The following is a 17,811-nucleotide window of genomic DNA, read 5'->3' as shown; positions in this document are numbered from 1 at the left end:
GCGCGAGTCCGCGCCGTAGGCGCGCTTGGCCTCACCGGTGCCCCGCGAGTCGGCGGACTTGCGGGGGCGACCGGGGTCGGCGGCGTCGCGGGCCTGCGCACCCGCCGACTTGCCGTAGGGGGCGTTGGCCGCCCGGGGACGCCAGTCGCGTTTGGGTGGTTTGGCGGCGCGGCGGTCGTCGCCGGTGGAATCTCCCCGCTCGGGGCGGGTCATTCGGTGACCGCGCCGGGCTGGAGGCGGGCGCCGCGCGCCCAGTCGAGGGCAGGCATCATGCGCTTTCCTTGGGGTTGGACCTCGGTGAGGCGGACGGCTGTGGTGGCGGTGCCGATGAAAACGCCCGACTTGCGGACCTCGATCGCGCGTTCGGGGAGGGTTTCCTCCACCATCTCGACGGGGCCGAGCTTGATCCGCTTACCGTCGACCTCCGTCCAGGCTCCGGGGTTGGGGGTCACCGCACGGATGCGGCGATTGATGGCCAGGGCGGGCTCGTCCCAGCGGACCCGGCCCGCCTCGACCTCCACCTTGGGGGCGTACGACACGCCGTCGGTGGACTGCGGAACCGCGTGCAGCGCACCGGCTTCCATACCATCGAGGGTGGATTCCAAAAGTACCGCGCCACTTTCGGCAAGACGGCCGAGCAGTTCGCCGGACGTGTCGGTGACCCTGACCTTCTCGGTCACGGTACCGAAGACCGGCCCGGTATCGAGCCCCTTCTCGATGCGGAAGGTCGACGCGCCGGTGATCTCGTCACCGGCCAGAATCGCCGCCTGCACCGGGGCCGCACCACGCCAGGCCGGCAGCAGCGAGAAGTGCAGATTGATCCACCCGTGGGCGGGAATCGCCAGCACCGCCTCGGGCAGCAGCGCACCGTAGGCCACCACCGGACAGCAGTCCGGCGCGAGTTCGGTCAACTGCGCGATGAATTCGGGTTCGGACGGGCGTTTCGGTGTGAACACCGGAATCCCGTACTCGTCCGCCAGCAGTCCGATGGGCGAGCGCGTCACCTTGCGCCCGCGCCCGGCCACCGCATCGGGCCGGGTCACCACCCCGACCACTTCGTGGCGCTGCGATTCGATGAGCCGCCGCAGCGACGGCACCGCCGGCTCGGGTGTACCGGCAAAGACCAAGCGCATCAATGACTCCGTTCCCGGGCACGACGGCCGCCGCCGATCTCGGAGGCGGGCAGCACCGTGATTCCCTGTGTGAACCAGGACGATTCACGCAGGGTGCGCATCGCCTCCTTACGCACCGCCGGGTCGAGCCGCTGCAGGAACAGCACACCGTCGAGATGATCGGTCTCATGCTGTACGCAGCGCGCCAACAACCCCTCGGCCTCGAACTCCACCGGCGCGCCGTCCATATCGACACCGCGCGCCAGCACCCGATTGGGCCGTGTAACGTCTTCGCGCACACCGGGAATGGACAGGCATCCCTCCGGCCCGGTCTGCGTTTCCCCGCCCACGACCTCGAAGGTCGGGTTGATCAGATGTCCCTGCGCATCCCCGGTGTCATAGACGAAGACCCGCAGCCCCACCCCGATCTGCGGTGCGGCCATACCGACCCCACCGCTCTCGTACATGGTGTCGATGAGGTCGGTCACCAGCTGGCGCACCTGGAGATCGAATGTCTCGACCTCCGCCGCGCGAGCGCGCAGGATCGGATCGCCGAACAGGCGGACAGGCTGGATGGTCACGGGCAACTCCCGGTGGATACGAATACGGTCGTCTCATTTTACGGATAGAAACGAACCGCCACGCCGGGGCACGCGCTCAGGAATGCGCGGCGAGCACCACCTCGCTGATACCGGTGCCCAAAGCGACCGGCACACAGGTGGGCGCCACCGCATGCGCGGGATCGATCACATTGCGCACCAATTGCTGCACGTACGGGTCGTAGACCTCGTGGAAGTGGCCGGTTTTGTTCTCGGGGCACAGATCCTGCAACACCAGATTGGTGGCCCCGGCACCGCGTAGCGCGATGTTGTCGAAGGGCTGGATCATCTCATCCACCCGGCTGCCGATCGTGGTGTATCGCACTCCGGGCACGGTGTCGCCACCGGCGTTCAACTCGGTCATGAAGGGCGATCCGGCGGCCTGCTGCACCGCGGCGACGGAGCTGAACAGCTCCGCGACCGAGTACAGAGCGGGCACCTTGTCCGCCACCGGCACCAGCCCGTACATGACCCCGCCGTAGCTGGGTGAGGCCACGCCGAGCCATTGCCCGACCTTGGCCGCGCCACCGAGCTTGTTGATGTAGTAGCGAGTGACGCTGGCGCCCTGGGAGAAACCGACCATATCCACCTTGGTGGCCCCGGTCGCGGCGAGCACCTGATCGACGAACCCGCCGACCTGCGCCGAACTGGCCCAGACGTCCTCGGTGCCGTAGCTCTTGCCCCCGGGCTTACCGCCGTAGTTCAGTGCGAAGACGCAGAAGCCGGCCTGGACGAGTTGCGGTCCGATGACCGAGAAGTCCGAATAGGCCGAGGAATCTGTGCCATGTGCCAGTACCACCGGGCGCGGATGTTCAGCGCGCGGTTTGCAGCCGAAATCGTTCGTGCCCGCGGGCGCGGCGTTCGGATGCGACTTCAGGTAATTGGCCGCCGCGAGAGGTCCGTCCTGCGGCGGCCCTGCCTCCACCGGCACCACGGCCGGTAGATACACAATTGTTCCCGCAACCGGTTGCCCGGCGGGGCCGGCCGTGGCCACCCCTGATTCGACCGGCAGTGCGGTCATTGCCGCGATCACGCCGATCACCAACACCCCGACCGGCACGACGCTGTGCAGCAGCGCCTTTCGCGTCCGGCTCCTCCGAATTCCCATAGGGAAATGATCGCTTGTGAGGAGTCACAATGCCTACCGAGTTGCGGTGTTGCGCACCCACTACTTTTCGGGTGTGTCGTCTTCGGCGAGGATCCGGTAGAGCGACCGGCGCGCCTCGGTGAGGACCTCGGCGGCCTTGGCTGCCTGATCCGGGGTTCCGGCGGCCGCGACCTGTGCCGCAGCGCCCATGAGCTGGCCGATCAGCCCGCGCAGATCCAGCGCCTGATCACCGACGCCGTCCTTCACGTCCTGCCAGGGATCGCCCAGATCGGCGCGATTCTCCTCCAGGTACGCGATACCGGACTCGGTGAGCTTGGCGGTCTTGCGACCGGCGACCTTCTCGATGATGACCAGACCCTCGTCCTCGAGCTGCGAGAGCGCGGGGTAGATGGAGCCGGGGCTCGGACGCCAGACGTCCTGGCTGCGCTCACGGATCTGCTGGATCAGCTCGTAGCCGTGCATGGGCCGCTCCTGCAGCAGGAGCAGGATGGCCGCGCGGACATCACCGCGACGACCGCGACCGCCACGACCGCGACCGCGACCGAAGTGCGGGCCGCCGCCGGGGCCGAAACCGCCCGGGCCGAAACCGCCGGGACCGAAGTCAGGGCCGAAACCACGGCCGTGGCCGTGCCGATGTGCATGCGGGCCGTGCTCGCCACGCGGTCCTCCGCGTCGCGAACGCGGGTGTTCGGGGCCTTGCAGCTCATCGCTTCGCAGTCGCCGCCAGGGCCCGCGGCCCCTGTTGTCAAAGTTCTCCATGCGTTCCATGGTGTGCCTCCTCAGGCTTCGTCGTTGTTCTTGACACTATCAACGATATATCGGCAGTCTATCTACAGCAAGTGTGTCACGGGACACGAACCTGCCGGTTTGGTTGTTTAGGAGGGTGCGGCGATCAGGCCGCGTTCGATCAGGGCATCACGTAGCGCCGTCGGGCGCTCGGCGATCGGCAACGGTTGCACCAGCGCGAAGTCCGAGCCGAGAGCCGTTGCGCCACCGTCGGCTTCGAGACTGTCGCCGATCATCAGGGCACGCTCCGCCGCGATACCCAGGTGGTCGAGCGCGGATTCGAAGATGCGGCGGTCCGGCTTGATCGCGCCGACCTCGAAGGAGAGCGCGAAGTGGCCGATGAATCGATCCCAGCCGCGGGTCGCAAAGGCCGGGCGGATATCCCAGGCGATATTGCTGACGATGGCGACGGGGATACCGCGCTCGTGCAATTGCTCGAGCACTTCACCGGTATCGCCGTACGGGGTCCAGCCCTTCGGATCGAGCATGCGCTCGTAGAGCTGTCCAGCCGGAACCTGCGGCACACCGGAGAGCTCGAGCACCTGAAGATAGGCGGCGCGATGCAGGGCCGGATCGAGATCCCTTCGGTCCCAGGCATATTGGCCCTGTTCATCGAATTCGAAGAGTTGGCCGACCGGCGCGGTCATGGCGCGCATGATGGCGGCGACCTCATGGGTATCGAGTGCGCGCCCGTCGGCGTCGGTGAGTTCGGCGTCCCAGAATTCCGATTCCTCGAATCGGAACACCGTGCCGGAGAAGTCGAAGAGAACCGCCTCGATCGCCATATCGCCACCCTACACAGCGGATTTACGGCCGATCCAGGCTTTTCCACCACTCCTCAACTTGTCTGAGGAGTTTGCTACGGTGGGGATATGACGGACTTCCCGGTGCTCCAGGTCGATGCGGTCGATGTCATGCGGGACGCGAACCCTCTCCTGCAAGGGGTTTCGCTGACCGTGCGCGCCGGGGAGCATTGGGCGCTGCTCGGCCCGAACGGTGCGGGCAAGACCACACTGTTGCGCATGCTCGGAGCCTTCGAGCATCCCACCCGCGGTGCGGTCGAAGTGCTGGGCAAGCGGCTCGGGCGCGTGGATATGCGCGAATTGCGGACCGCCATAGGGCATGTCGACCCCCGGCACACACCCCGCAGTCCGCTCACCGTGCACGAGGTCGTACGTACCGGGATCACCAATACCGCCGAACTGATCCCGCGCCGCCATACCACCACCGAGCAACTCGCCGAGGTCGACCGGCTGATCGACCTGCTCGGGCTCGCACATCGCCGCGACGCGCCCTGGCCGATCCTGTCCCAGGGTGAGCGCGGCCGCGCGCTCATCGCCCGCGCGCTCATGCCGAAACCGCGCCTGCTGCTCCTGGACGAACCCGCCACCGGCCTGGATCTCGCTGGGCGCGAACAACTTCTGGAGCGCATCGACATTCTCCAGCGGGCGCACCCGGAGCTGTCCTCGGTCCTGGTGACGCACCACCTGGAAGAACTGCCGCCCGGCACCACACACGCCATGCTGCTGCGCGGCGGCCGCGCCCTGGTGAGCGGCCCCGTCGACGAGGTGGTCAGCACCGAAAACATCAGCGCCGCATTCGATCACCCGGTGCGCATCGTTCGCGAGGACGGGCGCTGGAGCGTGCGCGCCGCCCAGCCGGCGCGTTACTGATCGAGGGAGTCGATCCAGCGTTCCAGGCGTTCGCCCTCCCCCGTCATCATCGCCGGATCACGGAAAGTATTGGTGAGCAGGGAGATTCCCTGATAGGACGCGAACAGGGCCACCGCGAGTTCGCGGGCGTCCGCGCGACCCATGGCCGCGAACTGGGTTTCGATCCAGTCGAGCAGGCCGCGCATGACCTCTGCCATCTCCCGATCGAGACCGTCGGCGCGTTTATCCAGTTCGGCGGCGAGAGTGCCGGACGGGCAACCGAATTGGACCGCCATATCGCGCTGGTCGACCCAGCCGCGCACCAGCGCTTTGAGTCGCTCGGCGGGCGTGTCGAACTGCTCCAGGGCGGCGGTGATCTCCTTGAGGGTGCGGTCGTGCGCACCGATCGCGGCCTGAACCAGCTGATCCTTGGTCTTGAAGTAGTAGTAGACGTTGCCGACGGGCACCTCGGCCGCGCGGGCGATATCGGCGATGGTGGTCTTCTCCACGCCCTGCTCATGGAAGACCTTGGCCGCGGCGTCGGCCAGGCGTTCGCGTTTGACCGCACCGCGCCCCACTGAGTTAGTCATACAACTAACTATAGACAACACCCACTCACATCCCCTATGGTTCTTCTAAGTCAGTCAACTAACTCAGGAGTTACTCATGATCGTGGTTACCGGAGCAACGGGCAATGTCGGCGGCGCTGTAGTGCGGCTGCTCGCCGACGCGGGCGAGAAGGTGGTCGCGGTATCCCGCGGGGCCAAGCCGGTGGAACTGCCCGCGGGCGTCGAGCACCGCACCGGGGACGTGGGCGACCTGACCGGTCTGGCCGAGGTCGCGGCGGGGGCGGACGCGCTGTTCCTGCTCATTACCGGCGAACAGCTCGTCACCGGGCCCGAGCCGACCGAGGTGCTGGAAACCCTCGCCGCCCAAGGGGTTCGGCGAGTGGTATTCCTCTCCTCACAGGGTGCGGTGACCCGCGCCGAGAGCGCCGGGTACGCCCGTACCATCGCCTTCGAAAAGGCTTTGGCGGCTTCGGATCTGGAGTGGACCTCGGTGCGCCCGGCCGCCTTCGCCAGCAATACCTTCGCCTGGATCGAACCCGTGCGCACCCAGCGCATGATCCCCGCGCCTTTCGGCGATATCGCGCTGCCGGTGGTCGACCCCGCCGATATCGCGGCGGTGGCCGCGGCCGCACTGCGGGAGGACGGCCATCACGGCAAGTCGTACATGGTGACCGGACCGGCCGCGATCACACCGCGCGAACAGGCCGTGGCGCTGGCCGAGGCGCTCGGCGAGCCGCTGCGGTTCGTCGAGCTGACGCGCGATCAGGCCAAATCCAATATGCTGCGCTTCATGCCGGAATCGGTTGCCGATCACACCCTTTCGATCCTCGGCACACCCACGGCGGCGGAGCAGCAGGTCAGCCCGGATGTCGAGCGGGTACTCGGCCGCCCGGCGACCAGTTACGCCGAATGGGCCCGGCGGGTGGCGCCGGCGTTCCGCTGAGCGGCCGATTCAATAATCTTCTCCGCATGACGACATCTCGCCGAGACCTCGCCGCCATGATCGCACCGCTCGGCCGCGCCCTGATCGCGGCCGAGCAGCCGATCCTGGAGGCGCACGGGCTCACCATGTGGGGGTATGTCGTGCTGCTGGCATTGGATGAGGGGCCCGCGCGCGGACAGGGTGTGCTCGCCCAGGAGATCCGGGCGGACAAGACCCGCATCATCGCGGTGCTCGACGATCTACAGGAGCGTGGATTGATCGAGCGCACACCCGATCCAGCCGATCGTCGCGCACGCGTCCTCGCCCTCACCCCGCAGGGGCGACGGGTACGCGATGCGACGCAGGCCGATATCCAAGCGCGGGAGAACCGGCTGCTGGCCAAACTGCCCGCCGCCGATCGGCGCGGCTTCCTCAACGCCCTGGAAATCCTGGCGGGGCTGTCCCGCGAGGAGCTCACCGGCGACTGAAAGCCAGGGCGTGCGCATTCGTAGCCACCGCGCGAGTTCGCCACACTGCCACACGAGTCCGTGGCCACCGCGCGACTTCGCGCCACCGCCACCCCGCGACTTCGTACCACCGCCACACACGGTCGCCGCCACCCCGCGACTACGCGCCACCGCCACACACGGTCGCGACCACCGCATGACGCAAGTCGCACCGACGGTTCGGAGACTTCGTACCACCGCCACACACGGTCGCCGCCACCCCGCGACTACGCGCCACCGCCACACACGGTCGCGACCACCGCATGGCTTCGTACCACCGCCACGCGCTTTCGCCCCCTGCCGAACAACTCCGCCCCGCCCCCACGCGATATCGCCCTCGCCCGCGCATGGTCGACCGACATTGTGTGCTGTCAGCCGATGTCGACGGGGTCGATCTGCACGCGTAGCGGGTCGTCGGATTTGTGGGTGCTGCGGACGGCCTGGGCGACCGAGAGGGCGCGGGACAGGGCCGATCCGGCCGAGCGGTCCACGCGCAGGATCATGCGTTCGACCTCGGCGGGGGAATCGCCGGAGGAGAAGGGTTTGCGCGCACCCGGGGGCAACGGGACCGGGCCGAGGACTTCAACCTCGGCGGGAAGCTTTGCCTCGGTGAGCAATTCGGCGATCGAATCGGTGGTGCCGTCGATGGCGGCCAACCGCACCGCAGGCGGGAAGCGCACCTCGGTGCGCTCGCTCAGCTCGAAGTAGGCGTGCCCCACCGGATCCCAGCGCAGGAACGCCTGCACGGTCGCCAGCGCCGGATCTGCCATGACGATCACCTGACCGCTGGGGCGCACCAGGGCGGCGGCGGACATCCAGCGGCGCATGGCGTCCTCGGCCGCCCGCAGATCGGCGCGGCCGAGCAGCGCCCACCCGTCGAGCAGCATCGCCACCGAATACCCGCCCGGCACAGCGGGTTCCGCACCGATCGTCGAGACGACCACCTGCGCCCCCGCCGGCACCGAACTCAACACCGTGGACCCGCCGGACCCGCGCACCGGCACGCCGGGAAACGCGCGCCCCAGCTCCTCGGCCGTGCGCTGCGCCCCGATCACCACCGCCCGCAGGGCTCGCGACCCACACGTTCCACACCGGAACGCCGCCTCGGTGATACCGCACCACCGACATGCCGGACTATGCGCCGCCTCCGCCCCACCGCGAGGAACCCCGACGCCCACCGCTACACCCAGATCCACGCGATCCCGGCGTGGCTGAGCAGCGGAGCCGCGATCCCGCTGTCCCGACGGGGCGCCCCAGGAAAGTTGTTCCTGCGCCGCGGCATTGTTGCCCGGGCGGGCGAAATCCTCACCCCGAGAACCGGAGCCGCGCTGCGGTGACGCTGCGGCCCGACCCTGGGGCGTGGCATTGTTGCCCGGGCGGGCGAAATCCTCACCCTGAGAACCGGAGCCGCGCTGTAGTGACGCTGCGGCTCGGCCCTGGGGCGGGGCCTTGCGGTTCGGTGAGGCGGAATCATTTGCCGCCGAACCGGACCCGCGATGGTCGGCCGCTCCGGGGCGATCGCGCGCACCCCCACCACCGGCAGCACGAGCCGAACCGCCCGCGCCAGCTCGCGGCGTGGCCTGAATATTGTTGTCCGGCAGCGCCAATGGGCCGTTGCAGTGCCGACAGCGGGCTGGGGTGCGGCATTTCGAGCAGGACAGCGCGGGGATGTAGCCGCGGCGGGGCACCTGCACCAGGACCGGCTCGCCCGCCGCCAGCGCTCGCCGCGCCGCCATGAAGGCGGCGGCCGGAATGCGGATCGCCCGGGCCATCGGGTCGCGTTCGAGCGCGGCATCGGTATCGCCGGGCGCGATGAGGCGCGGCATCACCTGGCGCAGTACACTGCGATCGGCGAGAAGGTCATGCGCCCAACCGGATTCGACGACCGCCTGGATCTCGGCGGTGCGCGCGAACCCGCCCGCGACGAACGAGGCGCCGGTCTCATGTGCCCGCAGCATCGCCACTTCGCGCGCATGCGGATACGGCGAGCGCGGCTCGGCGTAGGTGTCATCCCCGTCATCCCAAATGGCGATGAGCCCGAGATCCTTGACCGGCGTGAACACCGAACTACGCGTCCCCACCACGACCCGGGCGGTCCCGCGCAGCGCGGCCAACCATCGCCGGTACCGCGCCGACGGCCCCAGCCCGGCGGCCAGCCCGACCGCCGACTCCCCCACCAGCGCAATGCATTCGGCCAACACCCGATCCAGATCCCGCTGATCGGGAACCATCAGGATCGCACTGCGCCCACTACCCACCACGGTCGCGGCCAACTCCGCGAGCCGCCGCGCCCACTCCTCCCCCGGCAGCGCCTGCCAAGCGGCCCGCGGCCCCCGTCCCGCCGCCAGCGCCTCCAAGAACGAATGCCCGTGCGCATACCGCCCCCACGCCGGATACAACTCCGAAACCCCGGGCCTATCAGCCTCTTCCGCCACAGTGGCAGCCGCCGCCCCGCCCTCTCCGGTATCCGCCACTCCGCCCTCTCCGGTATCCACCGCCCCGCCCTCTCCGGTATCCACCGCCCCGCCATCCCCGGTATCCACCGCCCCGCCATCCCCGGTATCCACCGCCCCGCCATCCCCGGTATCCACCGAAGCGGCTCCATCGGACGAATCCACGGGCGTGTCCGTCCCCGTCGCGGCGCGATTCGGTGACGCGCTCTCCTGCGCGCCGACCGCAGCGCCCCGCACGACATCAGCCTCACCGGAGGCGCTACCCGCGGTGAGGTCCGCGTCGCAGGCCCGTCGATCGCCCGAATCCCCCACCGAGACATCCGAATCCACGCCGGATTCGACTGCCACCGATTGCGGGTGGAGGTCCCCGGTTCCCTCCTCGCGCGCAGCTGCACTCCCGCCGAGAGCGTTCTGCTCGGCCTCGACCACCCGTGTGCCCTCCGGATCGTCAACTGCCGGAACAGATGTCGAGATTGTCGCAGTAGTACCTGCCACGTTGGCCGAGGCGTCTGCGGCAGCGCCGGTGCAGGCATCGGAGGTCTTGTCCCGGGGCGTGGATGTAAACCCGGCAGCGGTAGCTTCGGGCTGCCCGGTCGACACTTCACTCGCGTCGGTATTCGGGCTACTCGGGACGGCCGAGCCGGACATGTCCGCGGAGTTGACGCTCCCGGTTCCGCGCGAGTGCGCCACTGGCTCGGAATCCGCTGCGCTGGAGCCGAATTCGGCCGTCGAAGTCTTTTGTGCGGAATGCCCGCGCGTTGGCGCGGCAGTCCCGGCGGAGGCCGTGATCGCAGCGGATTCGGTGTCCGCGGATGTCGGCGGGTCGGCGGGATCATCGAGTTCGACGGGGGGCGGTCCGGCGGCGAGGCGTTCTGCTGCCAACCGTTCGGCGGCGGCTTTCGTGCGGCGTTTCTTCGGGGTCGCGGGTTCGGGGGTGGTGCCCTCGGCTTCGGTTTTGGCGTGGCGGGGTGGGATGGCCAGGCGCAGGACGTCGGCGCGGGTGCCCGCGTAGCGGGCGGCCACGGCGGTGACGAGGCGCAGGATTTCCGGGGTGAGGACCGGTTCAGGGGAGACCACGCGTTCCAGGCGGACGAGTTTGCCCGCGTGGTCGGTCTTTTCGAGGCGTTCGAGGAGGTAGCCGTCGATCAGGCGGCCGGAGAAGCGGACTCGGACACGCACACCCGGCTGGGCGTCGGCGTCCAGTTCGGCGGGAACCAGGTAGTCGAAATCGCGGTCCAGGTGGGCGGGTTCGAGCAGGGGCAGGACCCGGGCGATGGGACGGGGTGTGCCTACGACGGCGGGAGCGCCGAACTCGGAGGGGTGCTCCGTGCTCGACGCTCCCGTCGACGACTGTCCGGTGTCGGCCAATTACAGACCGGCGGCGGCGCGCAACTTCTCCGCGCGGTCGGTGCGCTCCCAGGGCAGATCCACATCGGTGCGGCCGAAGTGGCCGTACGCGGCGGTGGGTGCGTAGATCGGGCGCAGCAGGTCCAGATCGCGGATGATGGCGCCGGGGCGCAGGTCGAAGACCTCACCGATGGCGGCGGAGATCTTGGCCGGATCGATCTGCTCGGTGCCGAAGGTTTCCACGAACAGACCGACGGGGGCGGCCTTGCCGATGGCGTAGGCGACCTGAACCTCGACCCGCTCGGAGAGTCCGGCGGCGACGACATTCTTGGCGACCCAGCGCATGGCGTAGGCGGCCGAACGGTCCACCTTCGACGGATCCTTACCGGAGAACGCGCCACCACCGTGCCGGGCCATACCGCCGTAGGTGTCGACGATGATCTTGCGACCGGTCAGACCGGCATCACCCATCGGACCACCGAGCACGAACTTACCGGTCGGGTTGACCAGCAGGCGAATGTTGGAGGTGTCCAACGTATTCGGCAGGTTCAGCTCGGCCAGCACCGCGTCGACGACCTTCTCGCGGATATCCGGGGTGAGCAGGTTGTCCAGGTCGATATCGGCCGCGTGCTGGGTCGAGATGACCACGGTGTCCAGCCGCTTGGGGATATCGCCCTCGTACTCGATGGTGACCTGGGTCTTGCCGTCGGGACGCAGGTACGGCAGCACACCGGACTTGCGGACCTCGGTCAGGCGACGGGAAAGCTTGTGCGCCAACGAGATCGGCAGCGGCATCAGCTCGGGGGTCTCGATGGTGGCGTAACCGAACATCAGACCCTGATCGCCCGCGCCCTGACGCGCGATGTCATCGTCCTCGCCGCCGACGCGGGCCTCGTGCGAGGTGTCCACGCCCTGTGCGATATCCGGGGACTGCGCGCCGATGGCGATGTTCACGCCGCAGGAAGCACCGTCGAAACCCTTTGCGGAGGAGTCGTATCCGATCTCCAGGACCTTCTCGCGCACAATGGTCGGGATATCCACGTACGCCGAGGTGGTGACCTCACCGGCCACGTGTACCTGGCCGGTGGTGACCAGGGTCTCCACCGCCACACGGCTGCGCGGATCGGCCGCGAGCAGCGCGTCGAGGATGGAATCGCTGATGGCATCACAGATCTTGTCCGGATGACCCTCGGTCACGGACTCACTGGTGAATAGGCGGCTGCCAGTCGTGCGCACAGTTGTTCCCTCTCCCTCAACGGGTTCTCGTATCGGGCTGCGACAGTAGCGGACCCCCACCACCGCACAACCCTTTGTCTCAGGTTATGCCAATTCGTTCGGCGCCAGGCGTGAGGACGCTCCGGCGACGAACGTATCGTGACTCAGACAGTCTGCCATCACCAATGGCGGATCCGTCCGAACCCTGCGGTGCCGAGGCTTCAGCGGAGCAAGGGGCCGAGCGCATCGAGCACTCGACTGGCCAGCAGTGCCTTGGATCCATGATCCAGGGCGACCTCGGTGCCATCGGCGCCGAGCAGCCAACCATCATTATGGTCTACTTCGAAGGCTTTGCCTTCCCCAACGGCGTTGACCACCAAGAGGTCACAGCCCTTCCGCGCCAATTTGGCGCGCGCGTGGGTGAGCACATCGGCGTGCTCGTCACCGGTCTCGGCGGCGAAGCCGACGATGGCGGTGCCCGCGAGCTGACCGTCCCGGCGCGACTGCACCAGGCCCGCGAGAATATCCGGGGTCTTGGTCAGTTCGATCGAATTCGGTTCGTCCGCACCCTTTTTGATCTTCGCGGCGGCCACGTTCACCGGCCGGAAATCGGCCACGGCCGCGGCCATGATGACCGCGTCCGCACCGATCGAATGCTTGTCGACCGCCACCTTCAACTGCTCGGCGGTGGTGACGTGCACGACCTCGACCGCGGCCGGCGGCGCCAGCCCGATGGTATTGCCCGCGATGAGCGTCACCTGGGCCCCGCGCTGCGCGGCCACCCGGGCGATCGCATAGCCCTGCTTACCGGAGCTGCGATTGCCGAGGAACCGCACCGGATCCAGGGGTTCGCGGGTGCCGCCCGCGGAGACCACCAGGCGACGGCCCTCGAGATCACGCGGGATCGCGTCGGACCGTTCCAGCAGCAGCGAGGCGAATGAGAAGATCTCCTCCGGTTCGGGCAAACGCCCTGCGCCGGAATCGGATCCGGTGAGCCGCCCGTGCGCGGGCTCCATGACCATGGCGCCGTGCGCGCGCAATGTCGCCACATTCGCGATCGTCGCGGGGTGCTCCCACATCTCGGTGTGCATCGCGGGCGCGAACAAAATGGGACATCGGGCGGTGAGAAGTGTGGCGGTGAGCAGATCGTCCGCGCGGCCGGAGGCGGCCCGCGCCATGAGATCGGCCGTCGCGGGGGCGATGACCACGAGATCGGCCTCCTGACCGAGTCGCACATGCGGCACCTCGGGCACATCGGAGAAGACTCCGGTGTGCACGGGATGGCCGGACAGCGCCTCGAAGGTGGCCTTGCCGACGAAATTCAATGCCGACTCGGTGGGAATGACGCGCACCTCGTGCCCGGTTTCGGTGAACCGGCGCACGAGGGCGCAACTCTTGTACGCGGCGATACCGCCGCCGACACCGACGATGACCCGGGTCACCGCATGCCCCGGGTGAATTCTGTCGTCACTACGCCTCCAGCGCCGTAGAGAGATGCCTGGCTTCTACGCTGCGAGGGCTTATTCGCCTTCGGAGTGCTCGAGCAGGTCGGCGTGGATTTCACGCATGGCCACCGACAGCGGCTTCTCCTGCAGACCCGGCTCGACCAGCGGGCCGACGTATTCGAGAATGCCGTCGCCGAGCTGGTTGTAGTAGTCGTTGATCTGCCGGGCCCGCTTGGCCGCGTAGATGACCAGCGCGTACTTCGACGAGGTCCGCTCCAGCAGTTCATCGATCGGCGGGTTGGTCAGGCCGATCGGAGTGTCGTAGATGGCCGCGGTCTTCATGTCAGTACTCACTAGGAAGGCTCCTGCGGGGTTGTTCGGAAGTGGGAACCGGCTCACTTCGAAGATGAGCCGGTCGGGTTTCGAGTACTACCTCGAAATTGTGCTAACGAACAAGGATACCAACTGCTCACAGGCGGTCGTCACCTCGTCGTTCACTATGACGGTGTCGAACTCGTCACAGGCCGCCAATTCGGTTCTGGCGGTTTGCAGCCTTCGCGCTATGACCTCGGGCGATTCGGTGCCTCGCGAGGTCAGCCGGGATACGAGCTCATCCCAGCTGGGGGGTGCCAGGAAGACCAATTGGGCTTCGGGCATGGTCTTGCGGATCGAGCGAGCGCCTTCGAGGTCGACCTCGATCAGGACCGGGTGTCCGGCCGCGAGCGCTTCGCGCACAGGTGCGGCCGGAGTGCCCGACCGCTGTAGTCCACCGTGGATATCGGCCCATTCGAGTAGTTCGTCCGCCGTGATCATGGCGTCGAATTGCTCGCGGGAGACGAACCGGTAGTCGCGGCCGTCGACCTCCCCGGGCCTGGGGGCCCGGGTGGTGGCCGAAACACTGAAAACCAGTTCGGGCAGTCGTTCGCGCACGCAGCGCACGACAGTGGACTTGCCGACGGCCGAGGGGCCGACCAGAACTACCAGTCGTCCCTTCCGAGTGTGTTCGACCACCCTCGGATTAATCTGCCGTGAAGTCGAACCGGGCCAGCAGCGCCTTACGCTGCCGGTCACCCAGTCCGCGCAGGCGGCGAGTGGGAGCGATTTCCAGTTCGCTCATGATTTCAGCGGCCTTGACCTTGCCAACCTTCGGCAGAGCCTCGAGCAGTGCCGAAACCTTCATCTTGCCGAGAACTTCGTCCTTCTCGGCATCAGCAAGGACCGTCTTCAGATCGGTGCCGCCACGCTTCAGGCGCTCCTTGAGCTCCGCCCGAGCACGGCGAGCGGCAGCCGCCTTCTCCAAAGCAGCGGCGCGCTGCTCGTCAGTCAGCTGGGGAAGGGCCACGGTTCCTCCGTCTCATCGTTCATTGCATGTACTCCCGCCGTTTTAACCCGGCGGTCTCAGCGACCGTACCCACGACGCCTCCCGATTGCGAACCCGCCCCCCAGGTCAGCGCGTGATTCCGGGCACGACCGGGCGGAATGCGGCCATCCGGGGGCGGTGTCGGAGCGGGTTCGGGCAGCGGGTTCGGGGGTGCGCGAATCCCCTTGTGGCCAGGGGTTTTTCGACTTTCGGCGAGGGCGGCGAACGGCGTTCGCGATGTCCGATTCAGACCGTGACCCACCTGTAATCATCCGACCTGGAACTTTCTCGAATTTCCCGGCGTGTCGCCCGAAACTGCACCGCGTGTCGCGTGTCGCGCCGGGCATTCGAACACGATTCGAACACTCGATCCCGCCGCAGGTCCAGCCCCCTAATGCCACCCCAACCGGACGTGCGGACCCCTCACCGCGCCGCAGACGGGTGAAATCCGATGGATGCGACTTCCCGGGCGTTTCGCCCACAGCGCAGCCGGAGCGGCGCGATCAGGCCGAGGCCCGTTTCAGCTGTCGTACTGGCACAGCTCGATGAGCGTGCCCTCGGGGGCGCGCAGGTGTGCCACCCGCATACCCCAGGTCTGCTGATCGGCGGGCGCGGCGGTGAGTTCGACACCCCGGCTTTCCAGCACCTTCGCCGCGGCGTCGACATCGGCGACGCGCAGCACGACCACCACGGCGTCGACGCCGTCGCGCGGGCGGTGTTCGGCGCCGACGGCGGCCTCCATGAAGGCACGCTGGAACAGCGCGAGGTCGGTGTCACCGGCGACGAAGCAGGCGTAGGGGCCGTCGACGGGTTCGCCACCGGCCTCGTCCCGATGTTTGAGCGGGAGCCCCAGGGTCTCGCGGTAGAAGCGATAGCTGGGGGCGAAATCGTCTACCAGGACCCGGGTTTGGGCGTACGAGAGCAGGCCCAGGCCGTCACCGGACATGTGTGGTCCACCTTTCACTACATTGGGTGATCGAGGCCACTGTAGTGAAAACCGGTGTGGTTCAGCGGCTCGGCCACACCGCCCGCAGGCGTGGGGCGGCCTCGGCGGCCTGGCGGTATCCGGCCTCGTAGGCGGGTTGCAGGGCGGCCGCGCTGAACAGATCGAGACCGAAGGCCTTGATCGCCTCGGCGTCGGGAACGATGGAGGCCGTTGCGGCGCCGCCCAATTCGCTGTCGGATGGGGCATGCGGGAACAGATGCGCCAGCGGTTCGATGATCAGCATGAACTCCGCGCCCGCGGCCAGATCGGCATTGATGGGCGAGCGCATACCGCCGTCGATGTAATAGTGGTCGCCGATCGGAATGGGCGGGAAGACACCGGGAACCGAGGTGCTCGAGGCCAAGGCCTCGGGCAGGGTGGCCGCGCCGTCGCGGGTCCAGGCTTGCAATTCACCGGTGGTGATATCGACGGCGGTGACGATGAAATCCGCCTCCGGCCACTCGGAGACCGCGGCGAGACCGCCGATCCGGGCGATGTGATCGGCCGGATCGCCGACATTCATCTCCAGCGCGCGAGCGCCGGCCAATTTGCGGGCCTCGTTCGCGCTCAGGCCCGGGGTGGTGAGAATGCCCAGAATCTCACCGAAGCCCGACGGATCGAACTGCGGCCCTTGGGAATCCGGCGGGCGCATCCTGACCAGTTTTTGCAGGTCGCCATGCCCGGTGAGGACCGCACCGACCACCGCACCGGCGGAGGTACCCACGAATTTGTCGGCCAGGGACAGATCGATACCCGCTTCCCGCAGGCCGATGGCCAGACCGGTCATCCAGCAGATGCCGACCGCGCCGCCTCCCCCGAGTACGAGCGCATGGCGAATACCGTTGGGCGACACTGCGTCAGACATGGCACCCACGATACCGAAGCGGCCCGTCGCAATACCTCGCAACGGGCCGCTCCGGCTTTCGATCAGCGCTGGAGGAAGGCGAATTCCTCGGCGAGTTCGGCGACGCGGTCTTGGAGGGCCGTGACCGAGGGGCCGGATTTGAGGACCTCGCGGGAGACGTTGGGCAGGACCGCGGCGAGATCGGTGGCGGGCACCAGGTTTCGGATGGAGTCCGCGCCGCCGCCCTGTGCGCCGACACCCGGCATGAGGATGGGGCCGTTGAGGGCGGACAGGTCGGGGGCCGCGGTGAGGGTCGCGCCGATGACGACTCCGACGGAGCCGAAGTCGGTGCCCCGGTTCGCCGCCGCGGCGTCGTCGACCATGCGCTGGGCGATGGTGCGGCCGTCCGGGCCGGTGATGCGTTGCAGTTCGGCCGCTTCCGGATTGGAGGTGGCCGCCAGCACGAAGACGCCGCGGTCGTTGGCGCGCGCCAATTCCAGAGCCGGTGCGAGCGAACCGAATCCGAGGTACGGCGAGACCGTGACCGCATCGCTGGCCAGTGGTCCGTCACCGAGCCAGGCGTGCGCGTACGCGTCCATGGTGGAGCCGATATCGCCGCGCTTGGCATCGGCGAGCACCAGGGTGCCCGCCTCGCGCAGCGCGCCGATCGTCTCCTCCAGCACCATGATTCCGGCCGAACCGTAGGTTTCGAAGAACGCCACCTGCGGTTTGACCAGCGCCACCCGGCCCGCGAACGCCTCGACGCAGGCGTTCGCGAATTTGGCCAGGCCGACGGTGTCCTCGGGCAGGCCCCAGGCCCGCAGCAGCGGCGGATGCGGGTCGATACCGACACAGACGGGTCCGTGCTCGCGCATCGCACCCCGCAGCCGCACACCGAAACTCGTCAT

Annotated in this window: 19 protein-coding genes; 3 read left to right on the top strand and 16 right to left on the bottom strand. The window is 68.0% G+C overall.

The genetic code is table 11. The features are described from left to right. The 6 genes from NA10_RS24530 to NA10_RS24500 all read right to left on the bottom strand — a co-directional run. The coding region (locus NA10_RS24530; protein ID WP_218021573.1) for a hypothetical protein at positions 1–213 on the bottom strand (213 nt) is incomplete at its 3' end. Further along, on the bottom strand, positions 210–1,133 hold the full coding sequence (gene fmt / locus NA10_RS24525) for a methionyl-tRNA formyltransferase (protein WP_067571908.1): 924 nt from the start codon (positions 1,131–1,133) through the stop codon (positions 210–212). The genes NA10_RS24530 and fmt, both read right to left, overlap by 4 nt. Then, the gene (gene def, locus NA10_RS24520; RefSeq protein ID WP_067571906.1) at positions 1,133–1,693 is read right to left on the bottom strand and encodes a peptide deformylase; all 561 of its coding nucleotides are present in this window, start codon (positions 1,691–1,693) and stop codon (positions 1,133–1,135) included. Before def ends, fmt begins: the two co-directional genes overlap by 1 nt. A gap of 76 nt (positions 1,694–1,769) precedes the next feature. Next, positions 1,770–2,819 (bottom strand): lipase family alpha/beta hydrolase, encoded by a 1,050-nt coding sequence (locus NA10_RS24515; RefSeq protein WP_245677784.1) that lies wholly within the window; start codon positions 2,817–2,819, stop codon positions 1,770–1,772. Positions 2,820–2,879: 60 nt separating this feature from the next. Then, positions 2,880–3,578 carry a PadR family transcriptional regulator gene (locus NA10_RS35930; RefSeq protein ID WP_084515200.1) on the bottom strand — a complete coding sequence of 233 codons (699 nt, stop codon included), beginning with the start codon at positions 3,576–3,578 and terminating at the stop codon, positions 2,880–2,882. Positions 3,579–3,694: 116 nt separating this feature from the next. After that, positions 3,695–4,390: an HAD family hydrolase gene (locus tag NA10_RS24500; RefSeq protein WP_067571900.1), complete on the bottom strand. Its 696-nt coding sequence runs from the start codon at positions 4,388–4,390 to the stop codon at positions 3,695–3,697. A gap of 87 nt (positions 4,391–4,477) precedes the next feature. Here NA10_RS24500 and NA10_RS24495 point away from each other — a divergent pair, with 87 nt between their 5' ends. Beyond that, positions 4,478–5,278 carry an ABC transporter ATP-binding protein gene (locus NA10_RS24495; protein ID WP_067571898.1) on the top strand — a complete coding sequence of 267 codons (801 nt, stop codon included), beginning with the start codon at positions 4,478–4,480 and terminating at the stop codon, positions 5,276–5,278. On the opposite strand, the gene NA10_RS24490 is transcribed toward NA10_RS24495, so the two are convergent. Further along, on the bottom strand, positions 5,272–5,847 hold the full coding sequence (locus NA10_RS24490) for a TetR/AcrR family transcriptional regulator (protein ID WP_067571896.1): 576 nt from the start codon (positions 5,845–5,847) through the stop codon (positions 5,272–5,274). The two genes, NA10_RS24495 and NA10_RS24490, sit on opposite strands and share 7 nt — an antisense overlap. Before the next feature lie 76 nt (positions 5,848–5,923). Between NA10_RS24490 and NA10_RS24485 the strand changes: the two genes are divergently transcribed. Together NA10_RS24485 and NA10_RS24480 are read left to right on the top strand one after the other, a co-directional pair. Beyond that, on the top strand, positions 5,924–6,769 hold the full coding sequence (locus NA10_RS24485; protein WP_067571894.1) for an NAD(P)H-binding protein: 846 nt from the start codon (positions 5,924–5,926) through the stop codon (positions 6,767–6,769). Positions 6,770–6,795: 26 nt separating this feature from the next. Next, a complete protein-coding gene (locus NA10_RS24480; RefSeq protein ID WP_067571920.1) occupies positions 6,796–7,236 on the top strand; it encodes a MarR family winged helix-turn-helix transcriptional regulator in 441 nt (146 codons plus the stop codon). A gap of 389 nt (positions 7,237–7,625) precedes the next feature. Here the strand turns inward: NA10_RS24480 and NA10_RS39565 are convergent, their stop codons facing one another. The 9 genes from NA10_RS39565 to pyrF all read right to left on the bottom strand — a co-directional run bounded on the left by NA10_RS39565 (position 7,626) and on the right by pyrF (position 17,811). Continuing rightward, complete coding sequence (locus tag NA10_RS39565) at positions 7,626–10,982, bottom strand: primosomal protein N' family DNA-binding protein (protein WP_245677789.1); 3,357 nt, start codon at positions 10,980–10,982, stop codon at positions 7,626–7,628. Between the two features lie 93 nt (positions 10,983–11,075). Then, positions 11,076–12,290, bottom strand: a complete 1,215-nt coding sequence (gene metK / locus NA10_RS24465) for a methionine adenosyltransferase (RefSeq protein WP_084515195.1) — start codon at positions 12,288–12,290, stop codon at positions 11,076–11,078. Between the two features lie 200 nt (positions 12,291–12,490). Then, positions 12,491–13,711, bottom strand: coding sequence for a bifunctional phosphopantothenoylcysteine decarboxylase/phosphopantothenate--cysteine ligase CoaBC (gene coaBC / locus NA10_RS24460; protein WP_084515194.1), 1,221 nt, complete (start codon positions 13,709–13,711; stop codon positions 12,491–12,493). Positions 13,712–13,789: 78 nt separating this feature from the next. After that, on the bottom strand, positions 13,790–14,056 hold the full coding sequence (rpoZ, locus tag NA10_RS24455) for a DNA-directed RNA polymerase subunit omega (RefSeq protein ID WP_067571890.1): 267 nt from the start codon (positions 14,054–14,056) through the stop codon (positions 13,790–13,792). A gap of 87 nt (positions 14,057–14,143) precedes the next feature. Next, a complete protein-coding gene (gene gmk, locus NA10_RS24450) occupies positions 14,144–14,725 on the bottom strand; it encodes a guanylate kinase (RefSeq protein ID WP_067571888.1) in 582 nt (193 codons plus the stop codon). Between the two features lie 7 nt (positions 14,726–14,732). Further along, positions 14,733–15,056: an integration host factor, actinobacterial type gene (gene mihF / locus NA10_RS24445; protein WP_067571887.1), complete on the bottom strand. Its 324-nt coding sequence runs from the start codon at positions 15,054–15,056 to the stop codon at positions 14,733–14,735. A gap of 538 nt (positions 15,057–15,594) precedes the next feature. Then, complete coding sequence (locus NA10_RS37670; protein WP_067571885.1) at positions 15,595–16,020, bottom strand: VOC family protein; 426 nt, start codon at positions 16,018–16,020, stop codon at positions 15,595–15,597. Positions 16,021–16,081: 61 nt separating this feature from the next. Further along, a complete protein-coding gene (locus NA10_RS24435) occupies positions 16,082–16,924 on the bottom strand; it encodes a patatin-like phospholipase family protein (RefSeq protein WP_067571917.1) in 843 nt (280 codons plus the stop codon). 62 nt (positions 16,925–16,986) lie between these two features. Continuing rightward, entirely contained in the window at positions 16,987–17,811 is an 825-nt protein-coding gene (gene pyrF, locus NA10_RS24430) for an orotidine-5'-phosphate decarboxylase (RefSeq protein WP_067571883.1), read from the bottom strand.

Source organism: Nocardia acidivorans NBRC 108247, assembly GCF_001625085.1.
GTDB lineage: Bacteria > Actinomycetota > Actinomycetes > Mycobacteriales > Mycobacteriaceae > Nocardia > Nocardia acidivorans.
Note: the sequence above shows the minus strand (reverse complement) of the source record. Positions and strands in the feature narration are given on the sequence as shown.

Excerpts from the sequence above, each read along its gene's own strand:
- NA10_RS24480 (WP_067571920.1), top strand. The coding sequence starts at position 6,796 with ATGACGACATCTCGCCGAGACCTCGCCGCCATGATCGCACCGCTCGGC.
- NA10_RS24435 (WP_067571917.1), bottom strand. The coding sequence starts at position 16,924 with ATGTCTGACGCAGTGTCGCCCAACGGTATTCGCCATGCGCTCGTACTC.
- NA10_RS24500 (WP_067571900.1), bottom strand. The coding sequence starts at position 4,390 with ATGGCGATCGAGGCGGTTCTCTTCGACTTCTCCGGCACGGTGTTCCGA.
- NA10_RS35930 (WP_084515200.1), bottom strand. The coding sequence starts at position 3,578 with ATGGAGAACTTTGACAACAGGGGCCGCGGGCCCTGGCGGCGACTGCGA.
- NA10_RS24515 (WP_245677784.1), bottom strand. The coding sequence starts at position 2,819 with ATGGGAATTCGGAGGAGCCGGACGCGAAAGGCGCTGCTGCACAGCGTC.
- rpoZ (WP_067571890.1), bottom strand. The coding sequence starts at position 14,056 with ATGAAGACCGCGGCCATCTACGACACTCCGATCGGCCTGACCAACCCG.
- fmt (WP_067571908.1), bottom strand. The coding sequence starts at position 1,133 with ATGCGCTTGGTCTTTGCCGGTACACCCGAGCCGGCGGTGCCGTCGCTG.
- pyrF (WP_067571883.1), bottom strand. The coding sequence starts at position 17,811 with ATGACGAGTTTCGGTGTGCGGCTGCGGGGTGCGATGCGCGAGCACGGA.
- NA10_RS37670 (WP_067571885.1), bottom strand. The coding sequence starts at position 16,020 with ATGTCCGGTGACGGCCTGGGCCTGCTCTCGTACGCCCAAACCCGGGTC.
- NA10_RS24495 (WP_067571898.1), top strand. The coding sequence starts at position 4,478 with ATGACGGACTTCCCGGTGCTCCAGGTCGATGCGGTCGATGTCATGCGG.
- NA10_RS24490 (WP_067571896.1), bottom strand. The coding sequence starts at position 5,847 with ATGACTAACTCAGTGGGGCGCGGTGCGGTCAAACGCGAACGCCTGGCC.
- NA10_RS24485 (WP_067571894.1), top strand. The coding sequence starts at position 5,924 with ATGATCGTGGTTACCGGAGCAACGGGCAATGTCGGCGGCGCTGTAGTG.